11 protein-coding genes are annotated in these 14050 nt (G+C 43.1%); 7 read left to right on the forward strand and 4 right to left on the reverse strand.

The features are described 5' to 3' along the window. Positions 1-2: 2 nt before the first annotated feature. Positions 3-152, reverse strand: a complete 150-nt coding sequence (locus tag VEA_RS24480) for a hypothetical protein (protein WP_006742318.1) — start codon at positions 150-152, stop codon at positions 3-5. Positions 153-156: 4 nt separating this feature from the next. Continuing rightward, positions 157-1311 (reverse strand): EAL domain-containing response regulator, encoded by a 1155-nt coding sequence (locus VEA_RS16465; RefSeq protein WP_006742319.1) that lies wholly within the window; start codon positions 1309-1311, stop codon positions 157-159. Positions 1312-1989: 678 nt separating this feature from the next. Between VEA_RS16465 and ylqF the strand changes: the two genes are divergently transcribed. Continuing rightward, positions 1990-2934 (forward strand): ribosome biogenesis GTPase YlqF, encoded by a 945-nt coding sequence (ylqF, locus tag VEA_RS16470; RefSeq protein WP_005376521.1) that lies wholly within the window; start codon positions 1990-1992, stop codon positions 2932-2934. 339 nt (positions 2935-3273) lie between these two features. Then, positions 3274-4455, forward strand: a complete 1182-nt coding sequence (cqsA, locus tag VEA_RS16475; protein ID WP_006742320.1) for an alpha-hydroxyketone-type quorum-sensing autoinducer synthase — start codon at positions 3274-3276, stop codon at positions 4453-4455. Positions 4456-4558: 103 nt separating this feature from the next. Here cqsA and VEA_RS16480 read toward each other — a convergent pair whose 3' ends face one another. Further along, positions 4559-6604 carry a response regulator gene (locus VEA_RS16480; RefSeq protein WP_006742321.1) on the reverse strand — a complete coding sequence of 682 codons (2046 nt, stop codon included), beginning with the start codon at positions 6602-6604 and terminating at the stop codon, positions 4559-4561. Between the two features lie 367 nt (positions 6605-6971). On the opposite strand from VEA_RS16480, the gene VEA_RS16485 reads away from it, so the two are divergent. After that, a complete protein-coding gene (locus VEA_RS16485) occupies positions 6972-7589 on the forward strand; it encodes an HAD family hydrolase (protein ID WP_006742322.1) in 618 nt (205 codons plus the stop codon). Between the two features lie 86 nt (positions 7590-7675). Here the strand turns inward: VEA_RS16485 and VEA_RS16490 are convergent, their stop codons facing one another. Next, positions 7676-8224: a GNAT family N-acetyltransferase gene (locus VEA_RS16490; RefSeq protein ID WP_005398196.1), complete on the reverse strand. Its 549-nt coding sequence runs from the start codon at positions 8222-8224 to the stop codon at positions 7676-7678. A gap of 272 nt (positions 8225-8496) precedes the next feature. Between VEA_RS16490 and VEA_RS16495 the strand changes: the two genes are divergently transcribed. From VEA_RS16495 to VEA_RS16510, 4 genes are all read left to right on the forward strand, one after another. After that, complete coding sequence (locus VEA_RS16495) at positions 8497-9621, forward strand: acyl-CoA desaturase (protein WP_006742323.1); 1125 nt, start codon at positions 8497-8499, stop codon at positions 9619-9621. Between the two features lie 355 nt (positions 9622-9976). Continuing rightward, the gene (gene dcuC, locus VEA_RS16500; RefSeq protein WP_005398199.1) at positions 9977-11344 is read left to right on the forward strand and encodes an anaerobic C4-dicarboxylate transporter DcuC; all 1368 of its coding nucleotides are present in this window, start codon (positions 9977-9979) and stop codon (positions 11342-11344) included. 226 nt (positions 11345-11570) lie between these two features. Beyond that, positions 11571-12161, forward strand: coding sequence for a LemA family protein (locus VEA_RS16505; RefSeq protein ID WP_006742324.1), 591 nt, complete (start codon positions 11571-11573; stop codon positions 12159-12161). After that, positions 12161-14050: a M48 family metallopeptidase gene (locus VEA_RS16510; RefSeq protein WP_006742325.1), complete on the forward strand. Its 1890-nt coding sequence runs from the start codon at positions 12161-12163 to the stop codon at positions 14048-14050. Before VEA_RS16505 ends, VEA_RS16510 begins: the two co-directional genes overlap by 1 nt.

A 14050-nucleotide genomic window follows, 5' to 3' on the forward strand; every position in this document is an offset into this window, starting at 1 on the left:
CTTTATGTTCCCACTACTTTTGCAAGTTCAATAACATCATTCACATTAAACTTGTCTAGAAATCGACGTTTCTTGGTACTCACGGTTTTATCACTGATAGCCACACAGATAAACATTTGATCATCAAAGATCAAACAGTTCAATTTTTTCATATTTTTACTTCAAAATAGTGATTACCTCTAACGGCATGGGCTTATCAATGTAAAAGCCTTGGCAGATGTCTATTCCACATTCGCGCATGGTTTTATAGGTTACTTCGTCTTCGACACCTTCTGCGACAATACGAATATTGAGGCTTTTCGCTAAAGCACAAATAGCGATGACAATGCTTTTCTTTTTCAGGTCTTCACTCGCTCCGTAGACAAAAACGCGGTCAAGTTTGATCTCGTTAAAAGGTAACTTTGCCAACTTTTCAAATGTAGATGAGCCCGTACCAAAATCATCAATTGATACTGTGACACCTTTCATTCTGAGTTTGATGAGGTTTTTGTAGATAGACGTGCTAGCTTGGAAAGCTTCCCGCTCTGTAATCTCAATGGTGATTTGTGACGGGTCGACACCACTTTCCGAGCATTGTTGAATAAAACGATGCGAGAAGTCAGGGTCGTTCAAGTTTTCGTGGTCGACATTAATCGAGACCTTTTGGGTTAATCCCCTATTGTTGATGTCATAGATTGTATTAATCAGCACTGATTGAAAAAGTTCAGAAGACAAATGGCATCGTTTTACGATCGGAAGAAAGTGGTTTGGTAACAACACGCCATAAATCGGATGCACCCAACGCGCTAACGCTTCATAACCTAAAAGCTCACCGCTGTGTGCGTCTACCAAAGGTTGGTAATAATTCTTCACTCGCCCTTCACCCAAAGCAAATAAAAACTCTTGGTCTTGCAGTACGAGAGGTTGAGCAAACGCTGTTTTTCGCGTTCTTTCATCTTTTATTTGGTTGAGGAGTTTAACCACTTGCATTTCGTCGTACGGCTTAGGCAGTTCTCCTAATATCTCAAAACTAAACCCTTCGCACATTTCTCGTACTGCCGAGATGATGCTCTGCTCCAACAAACTGACTAGCACGACTTGCCCGTGATACTGAATTTGGTCGAATACTTCCAAGATGTCGATACCGCCTTTTCCCGGCATCTGGAGATCGCAAAAGATCACATCAAAATATTGCTCTTGTGCACATTGACTAGCAGTGTCCACACAATTGAATGTACTGACTGAAGCGCCACTATGACCCAATATTTGGGTAAGTATCTTGGTTTGTAGAGGATGACCATCAATCACCATCACATTAAGCTGTGTATTCATTTATCTCTATCCAGTAGTCTATATTTTCGATCTCCTGCTCGATTGGTTAAATTAATCCTGCCACTCGCTGATCAAAATCGACCAGCATTACTCAGCCTCAATGTAAAACTCAGTCTGCTTGTCTGTTCTCAATAACTGTCACTATCAATGAGTTAAAAAAGAAACTACTGGCAAAAATGTGGCAACGGACAACGCTGTAATACGACTTATCGTACTGAGCATAAAGCCTTACTCGGACTGGGCAGTCAGATTAATTTGTGTCGGCTAAAAGTCAAATTTCGGCTAATAGCGAAATGAAATATAAATTACTGATATAATGATAAAAATTTAAAATAAGTCAGAAAAAACCGACAAAACAATCCGCCTTTGACTACGCAATATTTGCGCTTAATATCTCACCAAAATGAATACTTGTTGTAGGTCCGTTGGAGAGCATACTCAACAAATGTTTGCTTGCTCGTCTGTAAACCGTGGCTTTTTGTCTCCATCTTGAATGCTTCGCCTTCATTCCGTGATAAACTAGCACGTTAACACGAAAGAAACTCTCAACTTTGCGGTACAGAGCCACAAAAGTAAGTACGGTTTTAACACACTCTGTCTAAAACTATGCTGCTCGAAGCTCAAATTACTACTCGTACGCCCGTTGGAGCAGTAAGAAAATTAAGGTATTAAATTCAAATGGTTAATAACTCAATCCAGTGGTTTCCTGGCCACATGCACAAAGCACGTAAAGAGATCGAAGAAGCAATCCCACAAGTGGATGTGATCATCGAAGTACTGGATGCTCGTATTCCTTTCAGTAGTGAAAACCCTTTGATTTCTCAAATCCGTGGTGACAAGCCGGTCGTTAAAGTCTTGAATAAGCGTGATTTGGCCGATCCTGAGTTAACTCAATTATGGATTGAGCACTTGGAGCAAGAGCAACACGTAAAAGCAATGGCGATCACGACGTCAGAACCGCAAGAAGTGCATCGAATCATGGAGCTTTGCCGTAAACTTGCCCCACACCGTGAAGAGATCGGTAAAAACATTCGTACCATGATCATGGGGATCCCAAACGTTGGGAAATCGACAATCATCAATACTCTAGCTGGTCGAACGATCGCGGTGACTGGTAACCAGCCCGCGGTAACACGTCGTCAGCAGCGCATCAACCTGCAAAATGGCATCGTTTTATCCGATACTCCAGGGATTCTGTGGCCAAAAGTGGAAAACCCACACAGTGGCTTCCGTTTAGCTGCTACAGGCGCTGTAAAAGATACTGCGATGGAATACGACGAGGTTGCGTTTTACACCATTGAGTACCTAGCAGCCCACTATGCAGACAAGCTTAAAGAGCGTTACCAAATCGAAGAGCTTCCTGAATCAGATATCGAGATCATGGAAGAAATTGGTCGCCGCCGTGGCGCACTACGCGCAGGTGGACGTGTGGACTTGCACAAAGTATCAGAGATTTTGTTGCACGAACTTCGCCAAGGCACACTAGGCCAAATTACACTAGAGCGCCCAGAAATGATCACTCAAGAGCTGATTGAAGTCGAGATTGAAACCGCTCGTAAAGAAGAAGAAAAAGCGAAGCGTAAAGAAGAGCGCCGCAAGCGCTATCTACGTAATAAGCGATAAACTGATATTATCTTTTCCCAATTATATTTTAAGGCGCGATTTTCGCGCCTTTTTGTTATCTAATGCGCCCATTTTTTCACTTTTCAAACTTTATATTCCTCATACAAAATCCAGATATGAAGCACGAAAAAAACACCGCAAAATCGCCGTATAAACTTTAAGCACAAACTAGTTTAGACCCCGGGCCCCTATAGAGTTACAGCCACCATCCAACCCTCAAATGTCGAGTTTGCAAGGGTCTGCAAACTTATGCAACCTGGTTAGTGACACTCTCCCCAAAATCCGCAATATGAATAAGTGTCAGCGCTGGCGTTTTTCCATATGAAGAAGAGATTTATTATGAGTGAAACTATACAAAGCAAACCACTTCCTTCCTTTATTGAGGAACGCCTAGATTTTCATATTCAAGATCTAATTGAACCGAACGAGAACAAGAAACACCTTGTTCTTGGTAAACGTCCACCATGTAATGCCGTTGTTATGCAAAGCAATGATTACCTGGCACTGTCTCATAACAAGGAGATTCAAAACGCGCATCGTGATGCGATTTCTCAACACGATGACAACGTCGTGATGTCCGCAATTTTCTTGCAAGATGATGAGTCGAAACCTGCATTTGAAACTCAACTAGCCAGTTTTGTCGGCATGCCTAGCTGTCTGCTTTCTCAATCGGGATGGGCTGCGAATGTCGGTTTATTACAAACTATTTGTGCACCGAACATACCTGTGTATATCGACTTCTTTGCGCATATGTCTTTATGGGAAGGTGCACGTATCGCAGGAGCACAAATTCATCCGTTCATGCATAACAACACCAACCACTTGCGAAAACAGATTTCACGCCATGGTTCGGGGATTATTGTTGTGGATTCGGTTTACAGCACTATCGGAACCATTGCTCCTCTACGTGATATCTACGAAATAGCACAAGAGTTTGACTGCGGCTTAGTTGTGGATGAATCGCACTCGTTAGGTACGCACGGTCCGCAAGGCGCTGGGCTACTGCAAGAGCTGGATTTGACTCATATGGTGGATTTTGTAACCGTAAGTCTTGCAAAGACATTTGCTTATCGTGCTGGCGCAATTTTAGGTGCAGAAAAGCTGGCTAAGACGCTTCCATTTGTCGCGTATCCTGCCATTTTCAGCTCCACCGTGTTACCGCAAGAAATTATTCGGTTAGAAAAAACACTGGACGTCATAAAAAAAGCCGATGACAAGCGGGAGATTTTGTTTAAAAGAGCGAAGTCTCTAGCCGTTGGTTTAAAACGTATTGGGTTTACTATTCGCAGTGAGTCGCAAATTATCGCGCTAGAATGTGGCAACGAAAGAAACACTGAGCGAGTTCGCGACTTTCTAGAAGAAAGGAATGTCTTTGGTGCAGTTTTCTGTCGCCCTGCAACAGGAAGAAACAAGAACATCATTCGTTTTTCTGTCAATGCGGACATGACTGCCGCCGAAGTCGATCACGTTCTTTCCGCCTGCCAAGAAGCGTTTGTTCATCCCGATCTAGAGTTTGTATAAGCTAGAGTGTAGGTAAAAATAAAGAGCTCAGCAGTTTTGCTGAGCTCTTTATCCGTATTCGCGTTATGATCAACTCGTCTCAAGATAACACAGTTGCGAGTGATTAAATCCAGTTTGCGATTTTGTCGAATAAGCGATTTTTATCCGCTGGTTTCACGATAAAGTCAGACATGCCAGAAGAGCCTATTTTGTCCAGCGTAACAGGTGAGCTATCCCCAGTATGCGCAATAATAGGTACCGACGCATAGTTTTTATCCGAGCTTCGAATTCGCCTTGAAGCTTCTACACCATCCATGATGGGCATCTCGATATCCATAAGAATGAGGTCAACGTTCTCTTGCTCTAATGTATCCAGTGCTTGCTGCCCGTCTTCTTTCTGAATCACTTCAAAGCCCTGCTTTTCGAGTAACATCGCGGTAAATTTTCGCAAAGATTCGTTATCATCCACGACCATAATTGTCCGCTTATTTGACGTATCCAAAGCCACTGAGGCCGTTGGTGTCGATACATAGCTTGAATCATACAAGAGACGGTCAATGGTTGGCTTAGTATTCAATAACCAGGCTTGAGTCTCGACCCAAATAGGCTCATATGCCGCTTTGCATGCTCTCTGTGTCGGGTGATGCTCAAAAAGATAAACGATACGAGCTTCCGTGAAAGACAAAAGAGATTCTAATCTATCCAATTGGTTTGCTCTTGCATCCAAGCTCTCAAGATCGATAAAAATCAGGTCGAATTCGAACTCATACTCTTTCTTTTTGAGCACTTGATTAACATCTAAGATCGTTGATTCAAAACCCATAAAACGGCTAATGTCCGTCACTTTCGACACAAGAATATCTTGATTAGTCACCGTTAGGATGGTTTTGAGTTTGGTCAAATCGTTTTTAATTTCAGTCACGATATCAGATGTGATCGGCGGGAAAGTTAACGTGAACTGAGACCACTCACCTAGCTGAGACTGGCATTCAATGTTACCTCCAAAAGAACGCATCACTTTTTTACAAAATGGCAAACCCAAACCATAGCTGCCTGACTTACCAGTTGTGTAAAAGTCCTGAAATATATTACGTAGGACATCAGGAGCAATGCCTGCACCATTATCGGTTACAACGATTTGGTTTGAGTGCTCCGTACTCGTCATGGAGACATGTATGTGGAAATCTTCAGATGTGCGATGATGGAAGGCGTTCTTGAAAAGGTTATACATAACGTATTTGAGTAAGGTATCGCTACCAAGAAAATCAAACTCACTTCTCGCATCTAGGGATATAGCAAAGCGATCCGTCGCACGCTTATAACTAAAGCTTTCAATCGCTTTTTCAACCACTGAGTGAGCAGAATGCTTTTGGAAACTGGATCGCGAGACACGGTTTTCGTCTATCGATGTCAAAAGTAAATCTATCGTCTCGTTGCCCGACTGGATGATGTTCATCGCATCCTCACTAACTTCGCGCAGCAGGGTGACATCCTCTCCGCTCATCAGATATTGGTCTTTCTCGGCTTCTTTTTTACTGGGTAAGACTGATTGGATAACATCGATTGACGTGCAAAGGCCACTTAAAGGGTTACGCATTTCATGCGCAATTCCGGCCCCGAATGACTTGGCCAACGACACTTTCGCTTCGTGCTCTACTTGGTTCCGAAAGTAGAATAAATTGCCAAATACATAAATAAAGAGAAAGATTGGCACATGCGTCCAGTCCATTGTTAAATCGAGATGAAACCCTTTCGCCACCCAAGCAAAGAACGTCGCTAAACCTATTCCGGCAAAAGTTTGAGCGAACATAACTCTTGTGACATGAACCAATAGAATGTGCAAGAAAATCGCGGACATAAAAGACATGACCCAAACATTGGACCAGTCATTCATCAGTAACATATAGAAAAAGAAAAACGGTAAGCAAATCGTTATCGTCACTTGGTAGTAAATATGGATATATTTTCGCCACGTTGACGACAGGCGATTTCTAAAAATGATGCCAAAGAACAATAGTGAACAAAACAATCTGAGCGGCAAGTTTTCATAAGCCTGTGGGAAAACAAAATCCCAAACAAAGTAGTACAGCGGAAAGCCAAGAAACCCCATCCAACCAACGAGAGTCAGGTTGGGTTCTGCATATTGATAAACCTTACGTATCGAGTCCATATTATCTATTTTGCCTACTCCGCCTGACGTCCCAATAGTGTGATTTGCATTCATTCTTATCGTTTTATTATTAAGTAATTATATATTACTTAACGCTTATAATCAGCGCGAAATGGCGCAAATATTTCGCGACGCTTGTCTTTAATTTCAATCTTTTATGATAGCGACACTTGATTTACAACCAAATAAATGAAGTTGCATATAGTTTAGTGTAATTTTGCGATAATCGCGTTGTATCCTAAGGGATGTTAATCTCATATACGTTCGAGACGTTTAAACAGCGCCTTTAGCTCGAACTTCCAAAGATTTAACGACAGCATTCACTGTGGATGTAACGCGGTGATGAACAATTGGCTTGGGGTGTGTTATGGAACCTTTACAAATAAAAAACGTAATTTTTGATGTGGGAAATGTATTAGTACGCTGGTCTCCGGTAGAGATTGTTCGCTTAACATTTGGTCACTCAATAGAAGCGGAGAAAATGGCCCAGTTGCTGTTTTCATCACAAATCTGGAAAGACTTAAACAAAGGAATCATTTCCGAAACGGAAGCCAAACTGTGCTATCAACGTGAGCATCAGATGACAGCGGAAGAAATGGACCGCTTTTTTTACTATGTCAAACATACACAAATATTACTTTACGGCAGTGTCGAACTGCTAAAAAGAGTAAAAAGTGCAGGATATCGCGTTTATGCGCTCACAGACAACGTCAACGAAATTGTCGAGCATCTTCGTGCTACCTATGAGTTCTGGCCGCTGTTTGATGGTGCAATCATCTCTTCTGAAGTGCAGTTAATAAAGCCACAACCTGAGATCTACCAAGCCCTACTTTCAACGTATCAGCTTCAGGCTGAGGAAACGGTATTTCTTGATGATATGCCATACAACGTCGAAGGAGCCCGAGCGGTAGGCATGGAAGCCATTCAATTTGAAAATGCTCAGCAATGCGAGTCAGAGCTAAAAGCCATGGGGCTTTGCTTTTAAGTCGCCCACTGAAACACAAAACTTTAGGACAGGCACAAAAAAGAGCAGCGTTGATGCTGCTCTTATTGCTAAGCTAAAACGTCAGACTAGGAGTAAATAACGTTTTCTTCTATCCCACTGACTAGTGACTGAGCATTCTTCCAACGGAATACCTTCTCCAATACTTCTGTACCACCTGGCGCACGCCAAGTTCGCTCTTGACATTCTTGACCTCCAATATGGCGGTAGAATTCAATTGCAGAAATGTTTTGCGATACGACTTCTAGATAAAGACCAGTGTCTTTAAAGTACTGTTGCTGCCATTCTGCGACAGCAAGTAATAGCTGCTTGCCAATACCACGACCACGGTAGCTGTCATCAACATGCAGTGCGTCAATAAAGGTTCCACGCTCGAAGTCATGGTTGCCAAACACACAAACGAAGCCGAGCAACAAACCACCCTCTTCCGCCAAGACAATGTGCTGGTTGAATGGTGGGTTGGTCAGACGGGTTTGCCAGATCAGTAGTTTGTCGTCAATCGCCTCTTTATCAAGATAGTTATCACTAAGAATGCCACGGTAATGACGCTTCCAACTATCCGCATGAAGATGCGCAATGCGCTCGTAGTCCTTATATTCCGCTAATCGTAAATCCATTACGTATTCCTATTTTCTTACATTTTTTGCTTCTTTATAGAGTCTCGGCATATTCCACCTTTATAACACTTGTTTCTTGGCAGATTTTATACACCTTAAGCCAGAGCTCATTTTTTAATACTACTCATTATTCAATTAAAAGCAAAATATCCCATCAAGTTCCTTAATGTACATCCAAAGGAACAGTCACATTTGTCTAACTTTAATTTGACTTACACGTGTACGCTGATATTCTGGCGAACAGTTGTTAGCTCAAAGTTAGGAATACACCTGTGACTCAAAACAAACCACCCATTATCTGGTTGAATATATTGATATTTTCTTCCAGTTTTGTTCTGACTTTTATTGTAATGCCTTGGTATGCATATCATTTTGGACTGGGTTGGGAGCATCTAGTTTGGGGAGTGATGGCATTCAGTTTTACGAATCTTTCTATTACAGCAGGCTATCACCGACTCTGGAGCCACAAAACATACGAAGCTCATCCAATTTTACGTGCTATTTTTGCGATTGGAGGAGCATTTTCTTTGCAAAATAGTGCATTACACTGGTCTTCTGATCATCGTGTACACCACAAGCATGTCGACAATAACGACAAAGATCCTTACTCAGCGAAACGTGGCTTTTGGTATTCTCATATTGGTTGGATGTTACGCGACTACAACAAATCGCAGGAAAACGAATACACCAACTGCCGCGATTTAAAGCGTGACAAAATCGTCATGTGGCAACATAAGTACTATGTTCCACTTGCTCTACTCACCAATATTGGCTTTCCGGTCGCTCTTGGTATTATCTACGGCGATATTTGGGGTATGTTATTAGTAGTTGGTGCCGCTCGACTCTTTATGAGCCACCACACGACCTTTTTCATTAACTCACTTGCGCATGTTTGGGGAAAACAGACTTTCACGGACAAAAACACCGCTCGCGACAACGGCGTGTTAGCCTTTTTCACATTTGGTGAGGGCTACCACAATTTCCATCATATCTTCGAGAATGACTATCGTAATGGTGTGTATTGGTGGCATTACGACCCGACCAAGTGGTTGATTAAGTCTTGTTCTTGGCTTGGACTCACATCTAAGTTGCGCACAACGCCTACATTTAGAATTGAAAAAGCTCGCGCAACTCAACTCTTGAAGAAAGCAAAAGAAAAACTGGGAGCAAAACCGAATACGCAGACGATTCTCGATCAGTTACAACACGAGTTTGATTCGCTAGTTCATCACATGCAGGAATATTATGAGATGCGAAAGGAAGTACTCGGTGCAAAAACAGCCAGTGTAGTAAAAAAATACGAGTGCTCTGTGACCAAGATAAAGTATCAGCAAATCAAAGCGGAGTTCGAGCGGCAACAACGCAGTTGGAACCTCATGGTGCGCCGATACGCTTAACTTAACCCATCCTTACGATTTAGCTTCGCTTCGGCGAAGCTTTTTTGTTGCAAGGATTATTACCCTCTTCCAACTCACTGAGTTGTTTCTTTTTCTCATTTTGAATCAATTCCCTCACTATTTATTCAAATTTCTGGTCATATTTTCCTTCCTGCAAACAGCTTCAAACCAGCACATAACACTTAGAAAACCAAATTCCAACAATACAATCTAACGAAATTAATTATTAAATTATTATTTGTCTCAGATCATGCAAGCCCCATATTTGTCTCGTGCCACAGTTAAGAATTCTGTAAATTCCTTGTCATAAACTGAAACAGTTTCTTTCTTTTTTTCATAACATTCGGAGATCCCTATGTTAGAGCTCTTAATTGGCTTAGTTGTCACCATTGCTGTGGGTTACTTTATCGTCAAAGGCTATAAAGCAGCGGGCGTGTTACTGACGGCTGGTATTGCTTTACTTCTTATGACTGGCGTATTGGGGCATGACGTGCTGCCCTCAAAAATCACCTCAACCGGTAACATGGTGACAGACGCGCTAGAATACGTGAAATACATGCTACAATACCGCGGCGGCGGCCTTGGTATGCAAATCATGTTGCTATGTGGCTTCGCTTCCTATATGACTCACATCGGCGCGAATAACGTTGTAGTGAAACAGTTCTCTAAACCGCTTTCTGTTATCAAGTCTCCTTATGTCCTTTTGGTAGCGGCTTACATTGTGGCGTGTTTGATGTCTCTTGCAGTAAGTTCTGCAACCGGCCTTGGCGTACTATTAATGGCGACATTATTCCCAATGATGGTCGCGATGGGGATCTCTCGTCCAGCAGCGGTTGCAGTTTGTGCCTCTCCTGCGGCAATCATTCTTTCTCCAACCTCTGGTGATGTGGTGATCGCCGCCGAAAAATCTGGCTTGGCGCTTGATGTATTTGCGGTACAAACAGTGTTGCCTGTTTCTATTTGCGCAATCATCGTGATGGCTGCCGCGGCTTTCTTCTGGAACAAATACTTAGATAAGAAAGAAAATACGCCAATGGAAAAAATTGACGTATCAGAGATCAAAGCCGATGCACCAGCGTTTTATGCGGCACTGCCATTTCTACCTATCATCGGCGTGTTCCTATTCAACGGTCGTACCATTCCAGGACTTAGCCTAGACATTTACACTATTGTGGTCGGTTCGATTTTCCTTGGCGCTCTGATCCATTACGTTGTAAATAAGTTTGATGGTAAGAAATCACTGGAAGATTTAGATTCTTGTTACGCTGGCATGGCTGACGCGTTCAAAGGCGTTGTGATGCTTTTGGTTGCAGCGGGGGTTTTTGCGCAAGGTCTAATGTCTATCGGCGCTATCGATAACCTACTTCACCTTGCAGACAATGCAGGTGCAGGCGGTGTTGCTTTAATGCTTATCCTTACAGCATTGACAGTTGCAGCAGCTATTGCAACGGGGTCTGGTAACGCACCTTTCTATGCATTTGTGGAGTTGGCACCATCTTTGGCTGCGAAAATGGGACTAAACCCAGCGTTCCTAATTATCCCGATGCTTCAAGCATCAAACCTAGGTCGTACTATCTCACCAGTGTCTGGCGTAATCGTTGCGACATCCGGTATGGCGAACATCAGCCCGTTTGAGGTTGTAAAACGAACATCTGTTCCGGTTCTTGCCGGTCTTATCACAGTTATAATTGGTACTATGGTGCTTGTTCCAATGAGTGCCTAACGGCATCGCCAATATCGCTTATCGACAAGGCCCGGCTTCTAGCTGGGCCTTTTTCTTTCATCTCTCCAGTGCCATTATTCTTTCTGTATTGCTTTGTAAATGCATTTTAATTGTTACTCAACTCGTGACATATTTCTCGGTTATTACATCGCTTCTTCAGAAGCATTTGCTTAATATCTCAACAGTTTATATAAGAACTGAATACATTAAGAAAATGGGATTTATTATGACTGCATTTATTGTCTTTATCGTTATTGTCCTGCTCGTTGTGGTGTACGCCGTCAGTATCTACAACAAGCTCGTTACTCTACAAAACCGTTTCAAAAACAGCTTCGCTCAAATAGAGGTTCAATTAAAACGTCGATACGATTTGATTCCGAACTTAGTTAATACTGCAAAAGGCTATATGGAACACGAAAAAGAAACATTTGAACGTGTCATCCAAGCTCGTAATCAAGCAATTGCTGGCCTGAAAGCAGCCAGTGACGCACCTGGTAGTGATGCGGCAATTAGCCAACTAAACCAAGCAGAAGGCATGCTGCAAAGTGCGTTGGGCAAACTTAATGTTGTAGTGGAAGCCTACCCTGAGCTTAAAGCGAATGAAACCATGAGTCAGCTTCAAGAAGAATTAACCAGCACTGAGAACAAAGTTGCGTTTGCTCGCCAAGCATTTAATGATGCGGTAACCAGCTACAACACATACAAACAAACGTTCCCGCCAGTGTTGTTTTCCAACGCATTCGGATTCCAAGATGGCAAACTGTTAGAGTTTTCTGACAGTGCTGAAATACAAGCGGCCCCGAAGGTTGAGTTCTAATGGATTTCTTTGACCATCAAGATACCGCGCGTCAACGCACTGGGCTTTTGGTGTTCCTGTTTTCCTTAGCAGTTGTCACCATCACTGGTTTGGTAAGCGTATTATCGATTGGTATCTATTACGGAGTAACAGGCGAACACTTTGATCAAGAAACCGCACTTACCTACGTCTTGTTGTGCTTTGCCGGTGTATTGCTGGTTGTTGCGATAAGTTCAATGGTTCGCTTGTCCGCCCTCACCTCCAATGGAGGCCGAGGTGTTGCTGAGAGCATAGGTGGCAAGCTGATTTCCTCAAACACCTTAGATGCAAAACATAGACAACTGCTCAACGTTGTGGAAGAGATGGCTATTGCATCTGGCATTCCGGTTCCTCCCGTCTATGTGATGCAGGAAGAGCGCGGTATCAATGCTTTCGCAGCAGGCATGAGCATTGATGATGCCGTCATCGGCGTCACACAAGGCGCACTGGATAGCTTCTCGCGAGATGAACTACAAGGTGTCATTGCTCATGAATTCAGCCATATCTTAAACGGAGATATGCGTTTGAATACGCGTCTTATCGGCGTACTGTTTGGCATCACTTGCATTGCACATTTTGGACACTTGGTCTTAGATAACACTCATCATACGAGTCGCGTATCAAGAAGTTCTTCCGATTCCGATAAAGGCTTTGCGGTTATCATGCTGATTGCGATTATCTGTTTGGTTCTGGGCTGGATTGGCACCTTGTTTGGCTCGATGATCAAAGCCGCAATCTCTCGTCAACGTGAATTTCTCGCTGATGCCAGTGCCGTTCAATTTACTCGAAACGATCAAGGCATTGCTGGTGCACTCAAGAAAATTGGTAGTCATATGGCGGGTTCTTCATTGAATACAAAAGCAAGCGATGAGATGAGCCATATGATGTTTGGTCAAAGCAAACTCTCCGGCTTTTCTGGCCTATTTGCTACTCACCCTCCACTAGAAGAACGGATTCGCCGAATTGAACCTGGTTGGGATGGAAGTTTTTCTCAAAGTTCGCATCGTCCAACGACAAGCTTTGAGAATGATAACGTTAGTGGATTCACATCAGGGACATCGACACAACCGGAGAAACCAACCACTGCAGAACTCAGCGAAGTAGGTCAACAACTACTTAACCAACTTCCTTCCGAACTTGTCGACATCGCTCGTGAACCATACAGTGCGCGCTTTATTGCTTTTGCCTTGATATTTGATGGCAGTGAACTCCAGCGAGAGATGATAAAAAGTCATATCCCAAATGTGTCTCAAGCACAATTATTACCATGGCTAGATTATGATTTGCCTCTTCACCTACGCTTTCCATTACTCGAACTCTCCATCCCTGCCTTGAAATCGCTGAGTGAGGGTCAGAAAAACAGACTGTGCCAGGTGCTACGTGAACTCTCTCAAACTGATGACCACTACTCACTCGCAGAATGGTGTGTCATCAACTTATTGGAGAAACAACTACTCGAATCGTATGGATGTACAAAACAGATCCAGTCTTTAAAGCAATTAAAAGAGAGTGTGTTTTGGCTACTGCGCGAATTGGCTTGGGTTAGTCACTCTCAACCGGAAGACGCTCAACGTGCATTTAGCAGCGCCCTAACCTGTTTGGGCTTTAATGATGCAGAGTTACAACCCGCAAATAAGAACTGGGGCCTAAATCGCGCCGCTTTAGAGCTCCTACTGCAACTCAAACCGAAAAGTCGTCGCTTGTTCGTAAAAGCGTGTCGATTAGCGATTAAATCGGATGGAAAGGTTACCGTTGCGGAAGGAGAACTCTATAGAGTAATCGCCTGCTTCTTAGAAGTTCCAGAGCCACCACTAACAGTATCAGTCAATACAGGACAAACCCTACCGAGCCAAACACAACAAGCTAACTGA

Source organism: Vibrio antiquarius (assembly GCF_000024825.1).
Lineage (GTDB): Bacteria > Pseudomonadota > Gammaproteobacteria > Enterobacterales > Vibrionaceae > Vibrio > Vibrio diabolicus.